20 protein-coding genes are annotated in these 23658 nt (G+C 62.6%); 16 read left to right on the top strand and 4 right to left on the bottom strand.

Annotation, left to right across the window (positions count from 1 at the left end; genetic code table 11):
• Nucleotides 1-1089 (top strand): Zn-dependent alcohol dehydrogenase, encoded by a 1089-nt coding sequence (locus tag ACU0FH_RS05815; protein WP_238372542.1) that lies wholly within the window; start codon nt 1-3, stop codon nt 1087-1089.
• Here ACU0FH_RS05815 and ACU0FH_RS05810 read toward each other — a convergent pair.
• Entirely contained in the window at nt 1079-1330 is a 252-nt protein-coding gene (locus ACU0FH_RS05810) for a hypothetical protein (RefSeq protein WP_446193768.1), read from the bottom strand. The genes ACU0FH_RS05815 and ACU0FH_RS05810 overlap by 11 nt on opposite strands.
• Before the next feature lie 48 nt (nt 1331-1378).
• On the opposite strand from ACU0FH_RS05810, the gene ACU0FH_RS05805 reads away from it, so the two are divergent.
• The 6 genes from ACU0FH_RS05805 to ACU0FH_RS05780 all read left to right on the top strand — a co-directional run bounded on the left by ACU0FH_RS05805 (nt 1379) and on the right by ACU0FH_RS05780 (nt 8292).
• The gene (locus tag ACU0FH_RS05805; protein WP_446193767.1) at nt 1379-2407 is read left to right on the top strand and encodes an AraC family transcriptional regulator ligand-binding domain-containing protein; all 1029 of its coding nucleotides are present in this window, start codon (nt 1379-1381) and stop codon (nt 2405-2407) included.
• A gap of 251 nt (nt 2408-2658) precedes the next feature.
• A complete protein-coding gene (locus ACU0FH_RS05800) occupies nt 2659-4623 on the top strand; it encodes a primary-amine oxidase (RefSeq protein ID WP_446193766.1) in 1965 nt (654 codons plus the stop codon).
• Between the two features lie 21 nt (nt 4624-4644).
• Nucleotides 4645-5163, top strand: coding sequence for a hypothetical protein (locus ACU0FH_RS05795; RefSeq protein ID WP_446193765.1), 519 nt, complete (start codon nt 4645-4647; stop codon nt 5161-5163).
• 44 nt (nt 5164-5207) lie between these two features.
• Complete coding sequence (locus tag ACU0FH_RS05790) at nt 5208-6146, top strand: tripartite tricarboxylate transporter substrate binding protein (RefSeq protein ID WP_446193764.1); 939 nt, start codon at nt 5208-5210, stop codon at nt 6144-6146.
• A complete protein-coding gene (locus ACU0FH_RS05785; RefSeq protein ID WP_446193763.1) occupies nt 6139-6765 on the top strand; it encodes a tripartite tricarboxylate transporter TctB family protein in 627 nt (208 codons plus the stop codon). Before ACU0FH_RS05790 ends, ACU0FH_RS05785 begins: the two co-directional genes overlap by 8 nt.
• A 9-nt stretch (nt 6766-6774) precedes the next feature.
• The gene (locus ACU0FH_RS05780) at nt 6775-8292 is read left to right on the top strand and encodes a tripartite tricarboxylate transporter permease (RefSeq protein WP_446193762.1); all 1518 of its coding nucleotides are present in this window, start codon (nt 6775-6777) and stop codon (nt 8290-8292) included.
• A gap of 8 nt (nt 8293-8300) precedes the next feature.
• On the opposite strand, the gene ACU0FH_RS05775 is transcribed toward ACU0FH_RS05780, so the two are convergent.
• Both ACU0FH_RS05775 and ACU0FH_RS05770 read right to left on the bottom strand, forming a co-directional pair.
• Nucleotides 8301-9125, bottom strand: coding sequence for a sulfite exporter TauE/SafE family protein (locus ACU0FH_RS05775; RefSeq protein WP_446193761.1), 825 nt, complete (start codon nt 9123-9125; stop codon nt 8301-8303).
• Nucleotides 9126-9176: 51 nt separating this feature from the next.
• Nucleotides 9177-9818, bottom strand: a complete 642-nt coding sequence (locus tag ACU0FH_RS05770) for a GntR family transcriptional regulator (protein WP_238372534.1) — start codon at nt 9816-9818, stop codon at nt 9177-9179.
• Between the two features lie 220 nt (nt 9819-10038).
• On the opposite strand from ACU0FH_RS05770, the gene ACU0FH_RS05765 reads away from it, so the two are divergent.
• The 9 genes from ACU0FH_RS05765 to ACU0FH_RS05725 all read left to right on the top strand — a co-directional run bounded on the left by ACU0FH_RS05765 (nt 10039) and on the right by ACU0FH_RS05725 (nt 20427).
• Nucleotides 10039-11646 (top strand): ABC transporter substrate-binding protein, encoded by a 1608-nt coding sequence (locus ACU0FH_RS05765; RefSeq protein ID WP_446193760.1) that lies wholly within the window; start codon nt 10039-10041, stop codon nt 11644-11646.
• A complete protein-coding gene (locus tag ACU0FH_RS05760; RefSeq protein ID WP_446193759.1) occupies nt 11646-12596 on the top strand; it encodes an ABC transporter permease in 951 nt (316 codons plus the stop codon). The genes ACU0FH_RS05765 and ACU0FH_RS05760 overlap by 1 nt, the downstream gene beginning before the upstream one ends.
• 101 nt (nt 12597-12697) lie before the next feature.
• A complete protein-coding gene (locus ACU0FH_RS05755) occupies nt 12698-13510 on the top strand; it encodes an ABC transporter permease (protein ID WP_446193758.1) in 813 nt (270 codons plus the stop codon).
• Nucleotides 13507-14472, top strand: a complete 966-nt coding sequence (locus tag ACU0FH_RS05750) for an ABC transporter ATP-binding protein (protein ID WP_446193757.1) — start codon at nt 13507-13509, stop codon at nt 14470-14472. Before ACU0FH_RS05755 ends, ACU0FH_RS05750 begins: the two co-directional genes overlap by 4 nt.
• A complete protein-coding gene (locus tag ACU0FH_RS05745) occupies nt 14469-15488 on the top strand; it encodes an oligopeptide/dipeptide ABC transporter ATP-binding protein (RefSeq protein WP_446193756.1) in 1020 nt (339 codons plus the stop codon). Before ACU0FH_RS05750 ends, ACU0FH_RS05745 begins: the two co-directional genes overlap by 4 nt.
• 44 nt (nt 15489-15532) lie before the next feature.
• Nucleotides 15533-17122, top strand: coding sequence for a gamma-glutamyltransferase (ggt, locus tag ACU0FH_RS05740; RefSeq protein WP_446193755.1), 1590 nt, complete (start codon nt 15533-15535; stop codon nt 17120-17122).
• Between the two features lie 289 nt (nt 17123-17411).
• On the top strand, nt 17412-18650 hold the full coding sequence (locus tag ACU0FH_RS05735; protein WP_446194152.1) for a mandelate racemase/muconate lactonizing enzyme family protein: 1239 nt from the start codon (nt 17412-17414) through the stop codon (nt 18648-18650).
• A 14-nt stretch (nt 18651-18664) separates the two neighbouring features.
• A complete protein-coding gene (locus ACU0FH_RS05730; RefSeq protein ID WP_446194151.1) occupies nt 18665-18979 on the top strand; it encodes an ArsR/SmtB family transcription factor in 315 nt (104 codons plus the stop codon).
• Nucleotides 18979-20427 (top strand): amidase, encoded by a 1449-nt coding sequence (locus ACU0FH_RS05725; RefSeq protein WP_446193754.1) that lies wholly within the window; start codon nt 18979-18981, stop codon nt 20425-20427. The genes ACU0FH_RS05730 and ACU0FH_RS05725 overlap by 1 nt, the downstream gene beginning before the upstream one ends.
• A 121-nt stretch (nt 20428-20548) precedes the next feature.
• Here the strand turns inward: ACU0FH_RS05725 and ACU0FH_RS05720 are convergent, their stop codons facing one another.
• Nucleotides 20549-23563: a cyclic nucleotide-binding domain-containing protein gene (locus ACU0FH_RS05720; protein ID WP_446193753.1), complete on the bottom strand. Its 3015-nt coding sequence runs from the start codon at nt 23561-23563 to the stop codon at nt 20549-20551.
• Nucleotides 23564-23658 lie beyond the last annotated feature (95 nt).

Here is a 23658-nt window from a genome sequence, read left to right as displayed (position 1 = left end):
ATGCAAACCATCAAGGCCGCCGTCTGCCACGCCTTCAATGAACCTCTGGTCATCGAGGACGTTCAAATCGCCCCGCCCGCGGCTGGCGAAGTCGAAGTCGAACTGGACGCCGTGGCGATCTGCCATTCCGATATCTCCTTCTGGCAAGGCGGCTTTGGCGGCAAACTGCCCGCCGTCTACGGCCACGAAGCCGCCGGTCGCGTGACCGCGCTGGGCGATAACGTGCAGGGAATCGAAATCGGCGACAGCGTCTGCGTCACCCTGATCAGAGCCTGTGGCAACTGTCCCTCCTGTCACTCCGGTCACCTGACAACCTGCGAAACCCCGACCGATGGCAGCAAGCACCCGCTGCAGACAAAGGATGGCGCGCCCCTGATGCAGGCGCTCGACACCGGTGCCTTCGCGGAAAAAGTCGTGGTCGATCAAAGTCAGGTGGTGACCATCCCCCATGACATCGGCAAGGATGTCGCCTCCCTGATCTCCTGCGGCGTGATCACCGGCGTCGGCGCCGCCGTGAACGCGGCACGCCTCCGTGTCGGACAGGACGTGGTCGTGATCGGCGCGGGCGGAGTCGGCCTGAACGCGATCCAGGGCGCGCGCATCGCGGGCGCCCGCCGCATCATCGCCGTCGATCTCGTGGATGAAAAACTTGAGATCGCAAAGGAATTCGGGGCGACCGATACTGTCTCCGCGAAAGAAGCCAAACCCTGGAATGAGGTCAAGAAAATCCTCGGGCGCGGCGCCGATTGCGTCATGGTCACGGTCGGCGTCGCCCAGGTCTACGATCAGGCACCGCGTTACCTGGCCGCGAGCGGGAACGTGGTCATGATCGGTATGCCCCATGGTGACCAGTTCTCGAAATTCTCGCCGCTGTTCATGGCCGATGTTGGACAAGGCTTCATCGGTTCGAAGATGGGCAACGTGGTCATCAAGCGCGACATTCCCTGGATGATCGACCTCTACCAGCAAGGCCGCCTCAAGCTGGACGAACTGATCTCCGGCCGCTGGAAGCTTGACCAGATCAACGAAGCCATCGCCGACACACTCGGCGGCGCGGCCAAGCGCAACGTGATCCTGTTCAACCGCTGACCCGCTTCTTTGGGTCAAAAAATATCCCGGGGAGTCGCCCGACAGGGCGGCGGGGCAGAGCCCCCGCCACGTCGCAATGTTCCGCGACGTGGCGGTGATGAACGGGCATGCCCAGCACTACACGGTTCAAATCCAACCGCAGAACTGCTCGCACGAAATAGCGCCGGACCGAAAAGCCGATTAGCACCGCAATCCGGCTTCGGCGCACCCAACTCACGACAAAAGCCTGGACACTTGCCATGATCGGCCCTCCCGCCGATACTTGAGGTTCATCCAGTGAACCCGATAGATGCCACGGCCCATCGCCAACCCACCCCCTGTTCCCTCCCTGCGGGCCGCTGCGCTCGCACCGATCCTGCGCCATTTCGGCAACGACAGCGATACGATCACGTCCATCCTCCGGCAAAACGGCATTAACTCGGAAGCCGTGCGCGATTCCTATGAAATCATCTCGCTGGCGGCCTATCTGAAAACGTTCGAAGCCGCAGCACATCATGCCCATGACCCGATCCTCGGCGCCCGCCTCGGTACACGGATCAGCCCGGCCGATCTTGGCCCCACCGGGCTTCTGATGCTGCATTCCTCGACCCTGCGACGTGGGCTGGAGAGATTTCGCGACAGCCTCTCCGCCCTGCAAAGCGCGACCGAGATGCATCTCATTGAGGACGGGGACCGGCTCAGCCTGTCCTATCAGCTCGGCTCACCCGGATTTCAGCCCGGCGCGCAAGATGCTGAGTTTTCCCTCTCCTGCATCTGTCGGCTTGTCCACATCGCGTTCGATCCACGCTGGACCCCAGAAGAGGTGCACTTCATCCACGGTCCCTCCCGCCGGGCGGACCTGCTCGAACGTATTTTTGGCGCGCGGGTGCGTTTCGGGCAAAGTGCCAACCGGCTGCTGTTCCGTCAGGGCGGTCTCGATACCCTTCACCGCGTTGAGGATACCGCCCTGCTGGCTCTGATCGAACGCCATGTCGCCGACCTTGTCCTGACGCAGGACCCCTGCCGCACGATCGCAGAACAGGTGCAGGTCATCGTCAGTCGCAACCTCGGACACCTCCCCGTCGATTTAGCGACGATCGCACAAGAGCTCGGACAGGCCCCGCGCAGCCTGCAACGCCATCTCGCCTCCGAAGGCACCTCGCTTCGCGCTATTCTTCAGGCGCAGCGCCAGAAGATCGTCGAAACTCATCTCGACGACCCGAATGCCAGTCTGAAGACCGTCGCGCAAAGCCTCGGCTATTCCGACGAAACCGTCTTCTGGCGCGCCTATCGAAGCTGGACAGGTCATGCGCCATCGAAAAGGAATCATGCCGGGTAGCCTATGCAGGGAATCACGCTGTCCCGCGCCCGCCCCGATCTTGCGCATCCGATCCTGTGAAGCGTCCAGAAAAGCGGCACGGGGCAAATCCAGCGCGCGCCAATACGACGCCCATCGTTTGGCATCACCGGTTTTATGACGCCCCCGTGGCAGGTTGGCGCAAATTATCGAATCTTTGGCGCATCCTGCAATAGATGCATCTGAAACTCGCCTTGATCCTCTTGGCCAACCAATCATCGGAGGGTTGAAAGATGAATGAAGCAGTCAGGGAAACAACGGTCGATACCGGCATAAAGCACCCGCTGGACCCGATCTCCGCGATCGAGATCACCCGCCTCAAGGCTGTTCTCGAGGAAAACGGCTTCAAGGGCGAAAGCACCCGCTACTCTTACGTGATGCTGCGCGAACCGAGCCGCGAAACCATGGCCACGTTCAAGCCCGGCGAACCGGTTGCCCGGGAAATCGGCGTTCTCGTCATGGATGTCGCTGCCCGCGAAGTGACCGAGATTGTCGTCGATATTCCGGCTGGCAAGATCATCCACCAGCGTTCGCTCGACCCGGCCAAGGACGGCTGGGGCCCCGTTCTCGACGAAGATTACGTCGCCGCCGAGGAAATCTCCAAGGCCGACCCGCGTTTCGTCGAAGCGCTGGCCAAGCGCGGCATCACCGATCTCGACAAGGTTTTCTGCTGTCCGCTCTCCGCCGGTGTCTTCGGGCATGAGGAGGAACTCGGCCGCCGGATGCTCCGTGTCCTCAGCTTTTACGCCCCCGATGAAAACGCCATCCACGAACTCTGGGCGCATCCCATTGAGGGCATCGTCTGCCACGTGGACCTGACCGACCGTAAAGTTCTGCGTTTCGTCGATACCGGCTACATGGAAGTCCCGCAGGAGCGCGGCGATTATCTCGACCCGTCGATCACACCGCGCGAGACGATGAAGCCGCTCAACATCACCCAGCCCGAGGGCGCGTCCTTCACCATGAAGGACAACGTGCTCGAATGGGAAAACTGGTCCATCCGCGTCGGCTTCAACGGTCGTGAAGGCCTGACCCTTCATGACATCTCCTTCAAGGACGGCGCCAAAAAGCGGTCGATTTTGAACCGGGCCTCGGTCTCGGAAATGGTCGTTCCCTATGGCGAACCGCAGCCGACACACGAATGGCAGAACTACTTCGACGCAGGTGAATACCAGTTCGGTCGCCTCGCTAACACGCTGGTTCTGGGCTGCGACTGCCTTGGAGAGATCCACTATGTCGATGCCACCGTCGTTGACGATTTCTGCAACCCCGTCGTCCTGCCCAATGCCATCTGCATCCACGAAGAAGATTTTGGCACCCTTTGGAAGCACACGGACATTTTCTCGGGCCGCGCAGATGTGCGCCGTCAGCGGCGTCTGGTCGTCTCGTTCTTCGTGACGGTCGGCAATTACGATTACGGCTTCTACTGGTACTTCTACCTCGACGGTAAGATCGAGCTGGAATGCAAGGCGACCGGCGTCGTGTTCACCTCGGGCCGTCCCGAAGGCGATTACGAATGGGCCACCGAACTGGCCCCGCGACTCGGTGCACCGCAACACCAGCACATGTTCTCGGCCAGGCTCGATTTTGCGATCGACGGTCTGCGCAATCAGGTTGATGAGATCGACGTGAAGCGCCTGCAAATGGGCAAGGGCAACCCGGTCGGAAACGCCTTTACCCGCGAGATCACCCGCCTCAAGACCGAAGCGGACGCCAAGCGCGTCGCAAGGAACGAACTTGGCCGCATCTGGCGCATCTCATCGTCGGAAAAGACCAACCATCTCGGCGAACCGACCGCCTATGTTCTCGTACCCGAAGGCCTGCCGCTTCTGCTTGCCGATGACGAGGCGTCGATCACAAAACGCGCCGGCTTCGCCACCAAGTCGCTCTGGGTCACCCGGTTCGACCGGGACGAGATGTGGGCCGCGGGATACACGCCCAACCAGCATCCCGGCGGTGCCGGTCTGCCGGCCTATAGCGCGGCCAACCGCCCGGTCGATGGCGAGGATATCGTGGTTTGGCACAGCTTTGGCCTAACCCACTTTCCACGTACCGAAGACTGGCCCGTGATGCCCGTCGACTATGCCGGGTTCAAACTGCGGCCCGAGAACTTCTTTGACCGCAATCCGACGCTGGATGTGCCCAAGGACCCTAACGGGGCTCATTGCTGCCACTCTAACAAGACGGCGGCCGAATAATCGCAGCAAAGGGGCCGGATCATGTCAGCCTATCACCTCTGCCTGCTGGCCCTCGCGGCCCTTGGCACATGGGCCTGCACCGGCGGGGCAACCCGCTGGCAGGCGGGCTTTGCCTGGCTCGGCCTCGGCGCGATGCTGCTGGCAATGATCGGCGGTCTGCCCGGTCTAGTGCTGGGCGCGACCGTCATGGTGATGCTGATCCCGTTCGCCCTGCGCGGTCCCGCCCCGTTGCTTTGTCTGCACCGGGCCGCGTCGCATCTTTGCATGGCGGGCGTGCTTGTTGCGCTCTTCCTGCTCAATGGCGGCGCAATCTGCGCAAGCACTTCCATACCGCTTGTGACCCCCGACGGTATGACATCGCTGCCTATGCCTGTCCTTGCCGAAACCTACCTGCTCGCCATCGTTCTCGGCCTTGCGGCTTACGCAGTCTACGGGCTGACGCTGTGCCTGAACGGGGCTCTCAGGAACCGGCCAGCTGTCATAGCCGAAGTCGCCCCAATGACCCTTGCGACCGTGGGCATGGGCGTCGGCTTCGGATGACCAATTCAAGAAAACACCAAGAAAAGACCCAACAGGAGACCACAATGAACAACCTCGCCAGACTGACACTCGCCACGGCCTTGGCCGCAGCACCCCTTGCCGCGCAGGCGGAATATCCGGAAAAACCGGTCGAATTCATCATCCCCTTCCCGCCCGGCGATCTCGAAGACATCCTGACCCGCATGATCGCGGACGAATTTCAAAAGGAATACGGCGTCGCGGCGGCCGTCGTGAACAAGCCCGGCGGTGGTGGCGGTCCCTTCCCCGGTGCGGTCGAGGTCGCGAATGCAGCGGCAGATGGCTATACCATCGGTTCTTTCGTCTCTGACGTGCCCCTCTCGGGCCCCGATATCGGCATCCCCGCCCTATCGCCAAATCCGTTCGAACCCATCGGCATCTTTGTCACCTACCCCTTCGTGCTCGCGACCTCCGGCGATGCGCCTTACTCCACGCTTGATGAGCTGGCGGACTACGCCAAGGAAAACGAGGTCGCACTCGGCCATTTCGGCGCGATGCTGACACCGACCCAAATCACTTTTGCTGTGGCCAAGGCCAAGGGCTTCGATTTCGCCTACGAGGCCGCCTTTGACGCGCTCGATTGCAATTCGCTCGCCTCAGGCGATGTCGACGTGATGAACACGACGCTGCAACAGGTCTTTCCCTGCCTCGACGACATCAAGGTTCTCGCTTCCATCGGTTCGGAACGTATCCCGCTGACCCCCGATGCCCCGACCGTTGGCGAGATGATCCCCGAACTTGATCTCGCGCTCTGGAACGGTCTCTTCGTCAAAGCCGATGTCCCGCAAGAGGCCCGCGACAAGATCGCCACCGTCGCGGAAAAGGTCATGGCCTCGGATGCGGCCAAAAAACTGGCCGCCGACACTGGTGCACTGATCTACTGGCAGGACGCCGCCGAATCCAAAGCGCAGATCGAAGCCGATCACAAGGCGCGCGCCGAAATCGGCAAACTGCTCGATGAGTAAGCCAGACGGCAAACAGGTTCCGGGCGCGCATATCCCGCCGCGCCCGGGCCAGCGCATCGGCACCCGGTTTCGCAATTTCGTCCGAACGCGGAACTTTCAGGACATGTTCCAGCGCAACGCCCGCCCCGGAGAGCTTGTCTTTGCCGCCGGGTTCTTTGGCTTTTCGGTCCTTCTGCTGATCCTGATCCCATGGCAGACCCAATGGGTGCCGCGCAGCAAACTGTTCACACAGCCCGCCTTCTGGCCCGGCATCGCGATCATCGTGATGACCCTCTTCTCCGCCGGCCATCTGTTCTGCGTTCTCTGCGCAAATCGCCTTCCCGGTCTTGCCGCAGAACTCGCCGCATGGGCCCGGGCACTGGAATTCGTCCTGTGGTTCATCGTCTATGTCTGGCTGGTGCCGATCATCGGCTACCTGATCGCGACCATCGCTTTTACCTGCGCCCTCAGCTTTCGGATGGGCTATCGCGGCGCGCGCTGGATGGGACTTGCCGCCGTTTTCGGTCTCGGCGTCGTGGTGCTGTTCAAGGGCCTGCTTGGCGTGAACATCCCGTCAGGCGACATTTACGAGCTTTTGCCCGCGGGCGCGCTCCGTTCTTTCTTGATGACGAATTTCTAGGGGCTGACGATGGATATGCTGCTCTCCGGCATCGGAATGCTGATGCACTTCGACGTGCTGCTCGCGTTGCTGATCGGGTCGATCGGCGGCGTAATCATCGGCGCTATACCCGGCGTCGGTCCAGCTGTCGCCATCGCCATCCTGTTGCCCGCAACCTTTGCCCTGCCTCCGCTGGTGGGGCTGGTCATGCTGCTTGGCATCTACGGTTCTTCCATGTTCGGCGGCGCTCTGCCTGCCATCCTCATCAACACGCCCGGCACAGCCGTAAATGCGCTGACCACATATGACGGACACCCGATGACCCAGCGTGGCGAAGCGCTGCGCGCGCTCGGCCTCGCCTACGGTGCGTCCTTCGTCAGCGGCATCCTGTCGATCCTCGCCCTGATCCTGCTGTCCCCCGTGCTGGCCAAGATCGCGCCCATGTTCGGCTCGAAAGAGATCTTCCTTGCCGCGCTGCTGGGCCTTGTCCTTGTCGTCATAGCCCACCGGGGCCAGACACTCGCCGCCGGTATGCTCGCCGGGCTGGGGGTTTTCCTCGGTACCGTCGGGCTCGAACCGCTGAAATACACCCAGCGGTTCACCTTCGGACAGGAATGGCTGGCCTCGGGTTTCGACTTGATCGTCATCGTTCTGGGGCTCTTTGCCCTTAGCCAGGCGTTTTTGCTGTTCAGCGAACCCGAAAGCGCCCCCGAAACCCCGCCGATCAAGGGTTCGATGGGCCGGGCCATGCTGCGCATCTTCAAATACAAGCGGCTCGCGGTATCCGGCTCCGGCTTTGGCGTGCTCATGGGCATGATCCCCGGCGTTGGCGAATTCACCGCGCAGTTCCTCAGCTACACTTATGCCCAGAAAACATCGAAAACGCCGGAGGACTTCGGCAAGGGCAGTCCGGAAGGCCTCGTCGCCTCGGAATCCGCCAACAATGCGGTGCCCGCAGCGGCGATGATCCCCCTGCTGGCGCTCGGCATCCCCGGAGAGGCCCTGACCGCGATGATGCTGTCCGTGTTTTACGTTCATAACGTCATCCCCGGCCCGCAGCTTTTTCAGGGCCAGATCGATTTCGTCTACGCACTTTATGCGGCGATGATCATTCTGAACGTGATCGTGGTGCTCTTCATGCTGGTGTCGTCGAACCTGCTGCTGCGGATCATCCGTATTCCCACGCGGTTCTTGGGCGTAATGATCCTGACGCTCAGTTTTGTCGGAGTCTATTCACTGCGCAATTCAGTGGTGGATTGCGCCATTGCCGCCGCTTTCGGCTGGTTCGGGCTGATCCTGAAACGTCAGAACCTGCCCGCCGTGCCTATCGTACTTGGTCTTGTGCTTGGCGGCATCATGGAGACCAAATTCCGCCCCGCCATGAACCGGGTCAGCGTGTTCGCCGACTTTTTCGAACGCCCTATCGCCGCGTTCCTAGGGTTTGCCATTCTATGCCTGATCGTTGGCCATTTCGCCTCGCTCTACCGCGAGCAGCGGAACCGCCAGCCCAACCCGGACCATGACATGCACGACAGTTTTCAGCGGTAAGCGCGGGTTCAGCCCATCCACGCCTTGCGCAGCATGTTCAAAGCAACAAGCAGAAGGAATACGCCAAACGCGCGTTTAAGCGGTCCCGGATCAAGCGAATGGGCCAGCCGCACCCCAAGCGGAGCGGTGATCAGGGTCATCGCGATGACGATCAGAAAGCCCGGCAGGTTGATCGCTCCGATGGTCAAGGGCGGGCGCGAAGCGGCCCCGACATCAAGGAACAGGAATCCGATGGCCGATGGCACGGCGATAAGAACGCCGAACCCCGCAGCGGTCGCCACGGCGCGGTGGATCGGGACATTGTGCAGGCTCATCAAGGGGACACCGAAACTGCCGCCCCCGATACCCATCAGGACCGACAGGAAACCGACAAGCGGCGAATAGAGATACTGTTTGATCCCGCTAGGCATCTGCTGCGCGATCCGCCAGCTGTTGCGCCCGAAAGTCATGTAGCAGCCGATCACCAGCGCAAGACAACCGAATATGATCTGAAGACTGGTCGAGCGCAGCGCCGCTGCCGCCAGAACGCCAACGATGGCACCGAAAACGATGCCCGGCCCCCAACCTTTAAGGATCGGCCATTCCACCGCCCCCTTGCGGTTGTGCCCGATTACCGAGCGCAGCGAGGTCACGATGATCGTCGCAAGCGAGGTGGCAAGACAGACCTGCATCACCTGCGGCCCGTCATAGCCCAGCGCCTGAAATGTGAAAAAGAACGCCGGCACAAGAACGATACCGCCCCCGACGCCCAAAAGACCGGCGAGTACACCGGCAAATCCCCCGATCACGATCAGAAAGGCCAGCAGTTCAAGGGTAAGGGTCAGATCGGGCACGAAGCATTCCTTTATTCATGCGACGGGCGGCTCGTCGCGCATTATCCGCCGCTACGGTTCGCGCCGCGCAAGAATATCGGCCACCAAGACGTAAGAGCCCGCCACATGGCTGCGCATCAGGCTTCGGGTCGCTTCGGCATCCTGCGCAAGGATAGCCTCGGTTATCGCCTGATGTTCAACCCGCGACGTTGCAAGCCGGTTGGTATTTTCATGAAAGTTGGCCGCGCGCCACGCCATCGTCCTGAGGTTCAGATCTTCCAGCGTCGCAGCAAGTGCGGAATTTCGCGCGCCCGCCTTGATGGTATTGTGAAAATGCTTGTTGATTCCACTATAGGCTTCGGGATCGTCACAGGCCCGACCTTCCTCCAGTATCGCCATCAACGTTTTTCGCTCGACTTCCGTCAGACGATGCGCGGCCAGCGCGGCCAGCGCACTTTCGACCTCGCCCACCGCCTCGAAAAGCTCGGCAAGATCCTCGGCCTTCATCTCGCGCACGAAAAACGCCCGGCGCGACCCGCGTTCGGCAAGATTCGATTGTTCGAGACGGTGCAGCGCCTCGCGTACCGGCGTCCGCGAAACGCCGAACTGTTCTGCCAGCGCTTTTTCCGCCAGTGGCTCTCCGGGGATCATTTTTCCCGCCACAATGCCATCAACCAGCCTGTCAAAAATGTTTTCTGCTGTCCGATTAGTCATCCGTGGACCTGAGCTGCTAAAAGATGCACTTTCATCTTGCATATGTATACATATCCGCACAACCTGAATTCATCTCAACGGACAGGAAACACGAAAAAACAGAAAATTTCGCCGCCAAACTGCGCATAATGTGACGAAGCAGGATCAACCCGCTCACACAAAAGCACTGGCGCCGTTGAATAAAAATGGGAGGAGACCATGCCAACAGGGAAACCAGGACATGACAGAGACAGACCACAAGAAAATCCTCGCCGAACGGCTTTCGGCGCGATTCGGACGTAGGGCCATCCTCAAGGGGATGGGCGCGGGAATCGTCGCGGCCACCGCTGGCGGCAGCTTCCCCTCCATCGCCCGTGCCCAGCAAAGCGGCCATCTCAAGATCGCTTCGATCAAGGTGATCGACACGCTCGATCCGCATTTCACCGGCTTCCTGTCGGCGATCCAGATCATCAACAACATTCACAACGGCCTGCTCAAGATCGTCTATGACGGTGAAAACGTCACTTTCGAACCCGATCTGGCAGAAACATGGGATCTTGAAGACGACAAGACCCACGTGTTCAAACTGCGCGAAGGCGTCAAGTTCCACGATGGCACCCCCTGCGATGCCGAGGCCGTCAAATTCTCGCTGCTCCGCGTCAAGGAAGGCGAGCCGAAATCACCCCACGCATGGAAACTGGCACTGCTGGACGAGATCGAGATCGTCGATCCGCTGACGCTCAAACTGCACTTCTCGCAGCCCTATGCCTTCCTTCCCGTCGCACTGAACGGCTCCACCGGTCGCGCGGGCACCATCGTCTCCCCGGCCGCTGTCGAGAAATACGGCACCGATTACGGCCGAAACCCGGTCGGCACCGGCCCCTTCAAGTTCGTTTCCTGGCGCGAGAATGACGCCATCGAACTCGAAGCAAATACAGAATATTTCGAACCCGACATGCCCAAGCTCGAAAAAGTCACCTTTGTTCTGATGAACGAGGCCTCGACCGCGCTTGCAGCGCTGATGTCCGGCCAGATCGACGGCATGACCGATTGCCCGATGCAGCTTGTCGATCAGGTCGAAGCCTTCCCTAAAGCCAATCTCTATGGCGAGATCGAAGGCAACTACACCTTCCTCGGCATGAACTGCAAAAAGGGTCCCTTCACTGACATGAACCTGCGCAAGGCCGTTGCCTGGGCGCTGGATCGTGAAACGCTGGTGAAACAGGCGTATTTCGGGCGTGCCCAGCAGGCCTATACCCCGATCTCCCCGCCGATGACCGACTTTTTCGATCCCGATATCGCCACCTCGGGTCGTGGACAGTGGTTCGACCTTGAAAAGGCCAAGGAATTCCGTGCCAAGGCCGAGGATCAGGGCGAGATCGAAGTCACTTACATGATGGCCGAACGTGGTCCGGTCGGCACCCGCGTCGCCCAGACCATCGCGCCGATGCTGGCCAAGATCGGCATCAAGGTGAACCTCGAACTGATCGAGCCCGCCACATGGGTCAAACGCCGCAACGAAGGCGATTTCGACCTCTATGACTTCGAATGGGTGGCTGACCTGGATCCGGACGAAACCATCTACCCCGAATTCAAATCCGACGGGGCGTGGAACTTCTGTGGCTGGGAAAACGCCGAGTTCGACGAGCTCTGCAAAAAGGCGCAGGTGATCCTCGACAGCGAAGAGCGCAAGGAACTCTACTACAAGGCCGAAGACCTTCTGATGGAAGAAGCACCCATCGGGATCATGGCCCATATGCCGATCTACAAGGTCTTCTCGGACAAGGTGCAGGGTTTCCAGTACATCCCCGCCGACCTCGTGAACCTGCACACGGTCAGCATCTCCTGATGCTGGTCCAGGCTCTCGGCAAGATCGGGCAGACGCTCGTCGTTCTGTTCATCGTCTCGATCGCCACCTTTGGCTTGCTAAAGCTGGCGCCGGGCGATCCCGTGCAAATCATGCTCGGCTCGGAGTACTCGCAAGAAGCCTACGAGTCGCTAACGGCCGAAATGGGCCTGGACCGTTCCTTTCTGGTGCAATACGCCGATTGGGCCATAAACTTCGTGCAGGGCGACTGGGGTACTTCCTTTGTCGCCCGCACCGACATCTTTACCTATGGCTTCAAAGAGGCCCTGCCTGTCACCCTGACGCTGGCCTTTTTCTCGCTTTCCTTCGCGATCCTGATCGGTGTTCCTTTGGGCGTCTTGTCAGCGGTCAAGAAAGACACCGCATTCGACGCGGGCTCGGCCGTGTTTGCGTTGACCGGCACCGCCTTCCCCTCCTTCCTGCTGGGCATCCTGCTGATCTGGTTCTTTGGCGTGCGCCTCGGCTGGTTCCCGGTCATGGGCTATGTCTCCCCGTGGGAGGATTTCTGGACCGGCATCTATCACATGATCCTGCCCGGCCTGACGCTCTCGACCTATTTCATCGCCATGATCACCCGTCTCACCCGCGCTTCGCTGATCGAAGTTCTCGAGGAGCCCTATATCGCCGCCGCCCGCGCGCGCGGCGAACCGGGCTGGCGGGTCATCTGGATACACGGCGTGCGCAACATCGCCATGCCGCTTGTCACCATCCTCGGGCTGCAGCTCGGCACGCTCTTGCAAGGCACTGTTCTGACTGAAACCGTGTTCAACCTGCCCGGCATCGGCCAGATGCTGACCTCGGCGGTGTTGGGCCGCGAATACGGCGTCGTGCAGGCCGGTGTCATGATGACCGCGCTGCTTTTCATCGGGGTCAACCTGCTGGTCGATCTCTCCTACCCGATCCTCGATCCAAGACTGAGAGACCGCAAATGACCGCGCAGGCCTCGCCACTGGCAACCAAGGCTCCCGCCCCGGCAACAAATCCTCCCGCAGGCCCGCCAAAATCGAAACGGCGCGGCCGCCGGTCGATTTTCATGCGACGCCCATTCTTCACGGTCTCACTTATCGTCGCGCTCGCCTACCTGTTGGCGGCAATTTTCGCGCCCTATATCGCGCCCTACGACCCGGTGCTGCAATCCTATGACGCGATGATGCAGCCGCCTACCGCCGCGCATCCGATGGGCACCGACAGCTACGGTCAGGATATTCTCTCGCGCACCATCTACGGGGCCCGTTTCGCCCTGATCATCGGGTTTTTCTCCGTCATCATCGGCGCGGTTGGCGGTCTGGTGATCGGCCTCGCCGCAGGTCTTTCCGGCGGCTGGATCGAATGGGGCCTGATGCGGCTGATCGATTCCATCCTTGCCCTGCCCTCGCTGATCCTTGCCGTCGCCTTCATCGCAATCCTCGGCCAAGGGGTCGACAAGGTGGTCATCGCCGTCGGTCTGTCGATGATCGGCCCCTTCTCGCGTACCGTCCGCGCCGACGTGATGCGCGTCCGCGTGCAGGGCTTTGTCGAGGCCGCGCGCCTGATGTCGATCCCCTCGCTTCAGGTGGTCTGGCGCCACGTCCTGCCCAACGTGATCTTTCCGCTCGCCGTTCAGGTCACCATCCGCATATCCGAGGCGATCCTTGTCTCCTCCTCGCTGTCCTTCCTTGGCATCGGTGTCACGCCCCCGACCCCCGACTGGGGCCTGATGATCGCCGAAGGTCGTGATTTCGTCTCCTTCGCCCCGTGGATGTCGGCCATGCCCGGCTTTGCCCTCGCGCTGCTGCTGATTGCCCTGTCCATTGTCGGCGACGGCATCCGGGAAGAGTTCGATCCCAAAGGCCGGAGAGGCGCATGACCGAAACTAACCTCCTGACGGTCAGCGATCTGACCGTGCATCGCGGCGCGGCCAAGATCCTCGACCGCGTGAACCTCTCCATCGCCAAGGGCGAAACCCTTGCGCTTGTCGGTGAAAGCGGCGCCGGCAAATCCACCATCGCCACCGCCCTGATGCAGCTTCTCGACGGGGCCGAGGTCGAAGGCCGGGCCGAACTGCAGGAAGCAGGCGATCTGCTCTCCCTCCCCGCCCGCCAGATGGTGAAACTGCGCGGTCGCCGCCTCTCGATGATCTTTCAGGACGCGGGCGCGGCGCTGAACCCGGCCTATACGGTGGGCCGCCAGCTGACCACGACGCTGCGTCGCAATCTGGGACTCACGCGCAGCGCCGCCCACGCCAAGGCAATCGAACTTTTCACCTCCGTCGGAATAAATGATGCCGAGGCGCGCCTCTCCGCCTTTCCGCATCAGCTCTCGGGCGGAATGCAGCAGCGCGTGATGGTCGCCATCGCGCTGGCCTGCAACCCGGACCTCTTGCTGGCGGATGAACCAACCTCCGCGCTCGACGTCACCATTCAGGCCCAGATCATCCGGCTGATCCTGTCGCTGACCCGCGAACGCGGCGCTAGCTGCATCTTCGTGCTGCATGACCTTGCGCTTGCCAGCCAGTCCTGCGACCGGATTGTCGTGCTCTATGCCGGGCAGGTCGTGGAATCCGGACCGGCGCGCGATGTTCTGACCCATCACCGCCACCCCTATACCCGCCAGCTCGAAAGCTGCGTGGTTGAAATCGGCCGCCACGATCTGGTCGCCCCCGAAGGCACCGTGCCGCCGCATGACCAGATGCCGAAAGGCTGCCGTTTCGCCACCCGCTGCCCCCGCGCCCTCGACCGTTGCGCGGGCGAGGCCCCGCCGCTGACCCCGGCAGACCCCGCCAGAACCGGCGCGCTGGATCACGTATTTGCCTGCTGGAACCCGGAATGAACGCACTCCCCGAACCCAAGACGCAAGCCGCGCAGGCCCCCGGTGCCGCTGTTTTTGAGCTGATCGAAGTCGAAAAGACCTTCCAGATCCGCCCGCCCGGCCGCCGTTTCACCCGCGAAACCGTCGGTCTCAAGGCGCTCGACGGTGTGCGCCTCCGGGTCGAAAAGGGTACCTCCCTCGCCCTTGTCGGCGAAAGCGGCTCGGGCAAATCGACCCTGCTCCGCGTGCTGCTCGGCCTCGACGCCCCGACAGGCGGGCGCGCGCTCTACCATGGCCGCCCCATCCGCGAAGCCCGCGCCATTGGCCGAGATTTCGCCCGCGACGTGGCAATGGTCTACCAGGACGCGCGCGGTTCGCTTGATCCGCGCATGACCATCGAAGCGCTGATCGCCGAACCCCTGAGGCATTTCAACATTGTCCCGAAGGACCAAATCAAATCCCGCGTCGCCGAATTGCTGAACCGCGTCGGACTGCCCACGGATGCCGCCAAACGCTACCCCGCCGGTCTCTCCGGCGGTCAGGTCCGCCGCGTCGCCATCGCCCGCGCGCTCGCTTCCGAACCCTCCGTCCTCGTCGCGGACGAAGCCGTCTCGGGCCTCGACGTCTCCACGCAAGCGCAACTGCTAACGCTGCTGCGTAGGTTGCAGAAGGACATGGGCCTGACCCTCGTCTTCATCACCCATGACCTTGGCGTCGCCAGCTACCTCTGCGAGGAAATCGCCATCATGTACCTGGGCCGCATCGTTGAAACCGGCCCCACCGACGCCGTGCTAAACGCCCCGGCCCACCCCTATGCTGCCGCCCTGCGCGCCGCCGCTCCAAGGTTTTTCGAACCCATGCCCGACCCGCTTCCGGGCGAAATCCCCAGTCCGCTCGACCTGCCCAAGGGATGCCGGTTCTCAACCCGCTGCCCCGCCGCGCAGCCCGACTGCCAGACCCGCGACCCGCAGCTTGGCCGTTTCGGCCCGGCCCGCGCGGTCGCTTGCCTTCATCCTCTGGCGAGTCCAGAGACCTGACACCAACGCCCGCCGACGGCCAAATTCACGACAGGACCACTCGAATGTTCGACTTTTTCTCCGCCCGCCGCCCCAGCACGCTGGCTTCGCAGGCGATGATCGCCACTTCCCACCCGCTCTCCACCGCTGCCGGTCTCGACATCCTCTCGACCGGGGGCAACGCGATCGATGCCGCCATCGCCGCCGTCGCAGTGCAATGCGTGGTCGATCCGCTGATGACCGGAATCGGCGGCGATTGTTTCGCGCTCTACGCCCCCAAGGACGGCCCCGTAAAGGCGCTGAACGGCTCGGGCCGCGCCCCTGCCGCCGCCACGGTCGAGGCGCTGAAAGCCGCCGGTCTCACAGATGAGATCCCCCAGACCAGCCCCCATGCGGTCACCATTCCCGGCGCAATCTCCGCCTGGTGCCTGCTGCACAAGGATCACGGCTCCCTGCCGCTCGACCGTCTCTTTGCCCGCGCGATCCACTATGCGGAAAACGGCTATGTCGTAACGCCCCGCGTGGCACAGGACTGGGCCGCGAACGCCGCCATCGTCGGCAAGGATACCCACGCCGCCGCCCTCTTCCTGCCCAAAGGCACCGCCCCGATGGCCGGGGAACACCATGCCCAGCCCCTCCTCGCCGACCGGCTCCGCGAGATTGCCACCAAGGGTGCCGCCGGTTTTTACGAGGGCGAAACCGCCGCCAAAATGGCCGCGCACCTGCAATCCCTCGGCGGGCTGCACACCGAAGAGGATTTCAACAAGGGCATCGACCAGGCGCATTGGGTCGATCCCATCTCGACCCCCTACAGCGGCTATGACGTCGTCGAATGCCCCCCCAACGGTCAGGGCCTCGCCGCGCTGGTCATCCTGCGCATCCTGTCGAAATTCGACATGGGCGCAGATATGTCCGAAGCCGACCGCATCCACCTCCACGCCGAGGCCACCAAGCTCGGCTATTTCCACCGCGACGCGCTGATCGCCGACCCCGAGTCCTGTCCCGGCGTCACCGAAACCCTGCTCTCGGACGCGGTCATCGACAAGCTCGCGGCCCGCATCGACATGACCCGTGCACAGGAACCCGTTCTCTGGGGCGAACCCGAACACAAGGATACGATCTATCTTTGTGTTGTCGACAAAGAGGGCAATGCACTCTCCTTCATCAACTCGATCTTCCACGGTTTCGGCTCCACCCGGCTAGATCCGGCCACCGGGGTCCTCTTCCACTCGCGCGGCGCTTCTTTCCGGCTGATCGAAGACCACCCAAACGCCATCGCCCCCTACAAACGCCCCATGCACACGATCATCCCTGGCATGCTCTGCAAGGACGGCAAACCGGTCATGCCCTTCGGCGTGATGGGCGGCCAGTACCAGGCAGCGGGCCATGCCGCCTTCCTCTCCGCCTTGCTCGATCTCGACATGGACATACAAGAGGCAATGGACGCCCCGCGTACCTTCGCCCATGACGGTGAACTCCAGATCGAACCCGGCGTCTCCCCCGAAGCCCGCGCCGATCTGGAAGCCCGCGGTCACAAGCTGAAACTGATGGAAAGCCCGATCGGCGGCAGCCAGGCGATCCGCATCGACGCGGAAACCGGCACCCTCTCGGGCGGCAGCGACAGCCGCAAGGACGGCATGGCGCTCGGTTTCTGATCTCTCCGAACAGGTGCCGCCGCCACACACGGAATACACCGGCGCCTCGGCGTTTCGTGGATATCACATTTCGATCCCGCGAAACGCCGCCTTTCCCTTGCGCACCCAATCCCCTTCTTTGGGTCAAAAATATCCTGGGGAGACGCCCGAAGGGCGGCGGGGCAAAGCCCCACCAAATGGCCCCTCACCCAACCCGACAAAACTTGTCTGACACGACCGATCCCCGCTTGCACCATCGAAGACAAGCCGCAATGCTGCGCCCAGGCAAGAGGGCATGGCAGCGGCAGACATGAAACTTCAGGATCTCGACATCATCGTGACAAGCCCCCCTGCACCGGGATGGGGCGGACGCTACTGGATCCTCGTCAAGCTCGCGACCGATACCGGCATCACCGGCTGGGGCGAATGCTATGCCTCAAGCGTCGGTCCGGACGCCATGCAAGCTGTCATCAAAGATGTCTTCGCCCGGCACATGCAGGGCGAAAACCCCGAGAATATCGAACTGATGTTCCGTCGCGCCTATTCCAGCGGCTTCACCCAGCGCCCCGACCTGACCGTCATGGGCGCTTTCTCCGGGCTGGAGATCGCCTGCTGGGACATTCTCGGCAAGGACCGCGACCGCCCGGTCCATGCGCTTCTTGGCGGGCGCATGAACGACAGCATCCGCACCTACACCTATCTTTACCCGCAACCGGGCCATGACATCTCCGCCTTCTGGAACTCCCCGGACATGGCCGCCGAAAGCGCGGTCGAGATGCTCCGGCGGGGCTACACCGCGGTAAAATTCGACCCCGCCGGCCCCTATACGATACGCGGCGGCCATATGCCCGCGATGAGCGACATCACCCGCTCCACCGCGTTCTGCAAGGCGATCCGCGAAGCCGTCGGCGACCGGGCCGACCTGCTCTTTGGCACCCACGGGCAATTCACCCCCGCCGGGGCGATCCGCCTTGGCAAGGCGCTCGAACCCTACCAGCTGCTCTGGTACGAAGAGCCCGTGCCGCCCGACGACATTGCCAGCATGGCCCGGGTCGCCACCGCTGTGAACATCCCTGTGGCAACCGGCGAACGCCTCACCACCAAAGCCGAATTCGCCGCCCTACTCCAGTCCGGTGCCGCCTCGATCCTGCAACCGGCGCTCGGCCGCGCGGGCGGTATATGGGAGATGAAAAAGGTCGCCGCCCTGGCCGAGGCCTATAACGCGCAGATGGCCCCGCATCTCTATGCCGGCCCCGTCGAATGGGCCGCCAACCTGCATCTCGCCACCTCGATCCCCAACCTGCTGCTGGCGGAGACCATTGAAACGCCCTTCCACAACGACCTGATCCGCGGATCGATCAAGGTCGAAAACGGCTATGTCACCCTCTCCGACGCCCCCGGTCTCGGTATCGACGTGGACGAAGACCTCGCCCGCGCCCACCCCTACACCGGCACCGGGCTGCATCTCGAAATGCAGGAAGCCCCCTGCGACTACGTGAACGGCAACGCTTTCCAGGGCGGCGCCCCGTCACCGGATCAAACACAGTGACCGGACCCGCACCCATAGAAACCATCGATCCCGGCGAAGCCTCCTTCGACGACAGCCAGGTCGGCGAGGCCGCCGCCTATCTCAAGACCCTCTCCCACCAGGGCCGGCTGCTGATCCTCTGTCACCTCTGCAAAGGGGAACTCTCCGTCAGCGAGCTGGAATCCCTCCTCGACATCCGGCAGGCGGCGGTCAGCCAGATGCTGGCCCGCCTGCGCGACGAAAACCTCGTCACCACGCGGCGTGACGGCAAAACCGTCTATTACGCCCTCGCCGACCACCGCACCGAACAGGTGATCGGCCTACTTCATTCCCTTTTCTGCGAGTCCTGATGCGTCCCGAAACATCCTTTACCGGCCCCGAACTCTGCGCCCGTCCCGCCCGCGACATCGTCGCCGAGCTGCGCAAGGGACATCTCGACCCTGCCGATCTCGTCACCGCCTCCGCCACGCGGATCGAACAGGTCGAACTGACGGTTAATGCAACCGTCACAACCTGTTTCACCCGCGCCCGCGACTCCCTCGCTGACCTGCCCGATCACGCAGGCCGAAACGCCCGGCTGGCAGGCTGGCTCGCAGGGCTCCCCATCGGCATAAAGGATCTCTCCAATGTCAGCGGCGTGCGCAGCACTTTCGCCACGCTCGGACTGAAAGACCACGTCCCCGCCGCAAGCGACCCGATGGTCGAACGGCTCGAATCCCGGGGCGGCATCGTCATGGGCAAGACCAATACGCCCGAATTCGGCGCCGGCGGCAATTCCACCAATCTCGTCTTCGGCTCTACCCGCAACCCTTGGGACACGCGGCTGAACGCGGGCGGCTCCTCGGGGGGCGCGGCGGTCTCGCTCGCCACCGGCGAGGTCTGGCTATCCCAAGGCTCCGACTTGATGGGCTCCCTGCGCACCCCCGCCGCCCATTGCGGCATCGTGGGCCTGCGCCCCTCGCCCGGCAGCGCCGGCGGCGGCCCGTCCAACACCATCTACAATGGCGAAGCGCTCTCCGGGCCGATGGCGCGCGACATCCGCGACACCGCGCTGTTCCTCGATGCGATGACCGGATGGGACCCCCGCATGCCGCTCTCGCGCAGGCAACCGGAAACCTCATACCAAAGCGCCGTCGAACAGGCGCCGCGCCCGCCGCGCATCGCCTTCAGCGAAGACCAGAATGGCTTTTCCCCGGTTGACCAGGACATCCGCGCCGCTATCCGCATCACGATGGAAACCGCCGCCCGCGCCGGGGCCGAGGTCACGGAAACCTGCCCCGACCTGCCCTATCTGAACGAAACCTTCCTGACCCTGCGCGGCATGCATTACGCCTCGACTACCGCGCGCCAGCCCGAAAATATCCGCAAACATTACGACAAGACCCTTAGCGCCAATATCGCCTATGGCCTCGCCATGACGACCGAAGACATCTTTGCCGCGCCAAGCCGCCGTTCTCAGCTTTACGAGATCATGCGGCTCTTCCTGCAGGATCACGACGTGCTGGCGCTGCCCACCGTCGGCACCTCCCCCGGCCCGGTCGAGGAAATGTACCCCACCGTCGTCGACGGTCAGGAACTGCCGACCTACGAACACTGGTTGCGGTTTTCCTTCCTCTCCGTCGTCACCCTGCTGCCCGCCTTGGCCATGCCCATTGGCTTCACCGAGACAGGTCTGCCCCTCAGCCTGCAACTCATCGGCCCGCCGCGCGGCGAGGCGACCCTGCTTCAGGCCGCCTTCTTCATCGAACAGGCCCTGAACCTGCCCGCGACCCCGATCGACCCGATCCGCAGGCATTGAACGGCCCCGCCGCACGGAAAGCCTGCAAATCCGGCCCGCCCCTTCTTTGGGTTAAAAATATCCTGGGGAGTCGCCCGGCACGGGCGGCGGGGCAAAGCCCCTGCAACCGGCGCAACCGGGCTCAGGTGCCGACGTAACCCGCCACCACCTGCAACAGCTTGAACGCCGTCGCCGCGTCATGCTCGACCACGGCGAGGAATTCCTTGGCCCCGATCCGCAGACAGCGAAGATCGCTCTCCGCCACCATGGACAGGGCCCGTGGCTCGTTGCGGATCAGCCCCAGCTCACCCACCAGCTTGCCCGGCCCGGCGGTGACGATCAGCTCATCCGGCCCCTCTTCCTTCGGCAGGTACATACCCGCCTCGCCCTCGAGGATCAGGTAGGCACCGTCCGTCGGCGCGTCGTTCTTCAGGAACACCGTCTCGCCTGCCGGGGCTTCGAACCAGCGCGCACCAAAGGCCAGAAGCCGCAGCTGCTTGCGGTTCAGAGTCGAGAACAGCTCGGTCTGTTCCAGCGCCCGCAGCTTGCGGCCAAGATCCGCGCTCGCCGCGCTATCCGCTTCCTCTCCGATCTGCATATCCTCGCTCACGATCCGCCCCTGCACCAGCTCGAATGCCACGTCATGCGCGGGGACATCCTCCAGCCGTTCCGACAAGTAGATCAGCGTCGTATCCGGCATGTGCCGCCGCAGGTTATCATGAACCGAGGCGCGTGTCTCGGCGCTGTAACTGGCCAGCACCTGGTTCAGGATCAGCACATCGGGCCGCTTGATCGTGGCCCGGCTCAGCGCCAGCGGTTCGGCAAAGATCGAAGGAAGATTACTGCCGGAAATCGACACCGGCAGATCATAGATCAGCTGCACCACGCCTTCCTGCGCCCCGCTCTCCACCAGCACGGCGGCCACCAGCTTGCGCAGATCGTCTCCCCGGCTCCCGGCATCCTGCGAAATTTTCCCGAACAGGGCGTTTTCCATCACGGTCAGACCGGGCGCAAAGCGCGTCTCGTCCAGCGGGTCAAACAGATCGCCCATACTCTCCAAGAGCTGCGCGCTGTGGCTCTTGCGCAGCGCCAGCACCTGCTCGCGGATCTCTTCGGGAAAGGCGACGCCGATCTTCTCGGCCGAAATCCGCATCGGCACGGTCAGCAGGCTTGCCAGCTCGTCCTGGCTCAGCGCGCTGGTGCCCTGCTTGCGGGACTTTTCGACCAGTTCCACCGCCGTCTCATAGGTGGCCGCTTCCAGCCCGAGGTTCCGGAACAGCGGGTGATCCGTCCCGTCCATGCCAAAGATCTGGCGCAGCACATCGATGACTTCCTGCGTCACCTCGATCAGCGGCCGATCCAGATGCAGGCTGCGCAACTGGCCAAGAAATTCGGTCTGCGCCGCCACTTCCTCGGCGGTGATCGACCGTCGCGGCACCGCGAACAGGAGGTTGTCCGCCACCGGCAGCGCGGGGTTGTAGAGTTCCGGATCAAAGGCATGCACGTGACGGGCAAGCCCCGCCTCTTTCACCGCGAACCTGATGCGCCCGCGCAGTTCCACGATCCGCTCTGCAAGATCCGGATGCCGCTCTGCGTCGAAGCTCTGATCCAGACCACGCCGGAACAGCGCATTCCCCGGCCCCATCCCCTCTATCAGCCGCAGCCACCAGTCCCGCAGCTCCTCCTGCGTCTCGAAACCGGCAATCGACGGATCGATCCAGTTCACGTCCAGCGCATCCGGGCTGTTCCCGGCGCGTAGCGCCTCCTCGATCAGGGCCGCGTTCTCGCTCTCCCCCTTCGGGCTCTGGCGGATCGGCATGGTCACGTTATCGCCGAACGTCCCCTTGAACAGCACCGGCCGCGACGACGCACTGCCGATCCGCGCGGCGATCACCCCGTGATGCAGCCCCTTCAGATCACGCCCGCCGATGGTGACGGCGCCCGAACTCGGCAGAACCTCCCGACTCAGCAGCTCGGTAAAGGCCTTTCGGTCTTCGGTGCTGGGCGCCGCGATGGCGATGACCGCCCCGCCCGGCAGGGTGACGTTCAGATCCTCAAGCACCGCGTTGCCGTCCGCATCGCGCATCGTCACGTGATCCAGAACGATATCGCCGGTCAGCGCCGGAATTTCCTCGGGGCGGCCGGTAAACAGCTTTTCATCCATCATGCCCGACGGCGCAAAGCGCTCGATGATGATCTCCCAGCGCACGGACATATCCTGCGTCTGGTTGTAATAGGTAAGCAATTCCTTCCACGGCGAAGACAGATCCTTGTAAGCCGCCAACGCCGCCACCAGTGCACCCAGCGAAACCGAGCCCTGCAAAACCAGATAGCCGCCGATGGAAAAGAAGAAAAACGGCGTCAGCTGCGAGATGAAGTTGTTGATGAACTTCATGAAGAATTTCTTCTGGTAGATCTCGAAGCGGATGTCGAACATCCGGCCCAGCTGGGCAGTGATCACCGCCATGCGATACCGCCAGCCACCATTGGCGCGCAGCGCGCTCGCACCGACGGCGCTTTCGCCGATATCCGCCGCCAGCACGCGCACCTGCTTGATGCGCTCCTTGTTCAGCTTGTTGATCTGGCGTTGCAGCTTGGGGATCAGCCACGCCTGCAAGGGGATCAGCGCACAGGCCGCCAGCCCGAACCAGAAACTCTGGACGAACAGAAAGCCGAGGATGGTAAGCATCTGCCCCGCCTGCAGCACAGGCTGGCTGATCGCATCCCCCATCAGACCGCCCATCGGTTCGCTCTCGGCGGTGATCATCGACGTCAGCTCGCCCTGACTCACCCGCTCGAAATAGGGCTGTGGGAAAAGCATCAGCCTCCCGATCAGCGTATACCGGAACCGGCGCAGCATCCGCTCGGCCAGAATGCCTTTCATCGTGTTGACGCGCATCTTGACCAGCCCATGCGCCAGCACCGCCAACAGAAAGCCGGCGCACAGCAGGGCAAGGAACTGCACCTGCGAGAAACTGTAGCCCCAAAACTCGATCTCGCTCGACTGCGACCCGATCGCATCGTTGATGATCCGTTTGGGCAGTTCCAGCGTCAGGTACAACAGCGGAAACAGAAGCGATGTCACGACCAGCAGCACAAGCTGATCGCGCTTGGAATACTTCCAGATATAGCGAAAGAGAGTCGGTTCTATGGCCATGTTCCCGGTACTGGCTTTGCATTCAGATGCCGCAGGATGCGTTCCGGCATGATTACCACCACGGCGTCGAGTAGCAAGGCGGCAGGCACGCTCCA

This window comes from Heliomarina sp. (genome assembly GCF_052826185.1).
The sequence above is the reverse complement of the archived record's forward strand: the minus strand, read 5'-3'. Positions and strand labels throughout refer to the sequence as shown.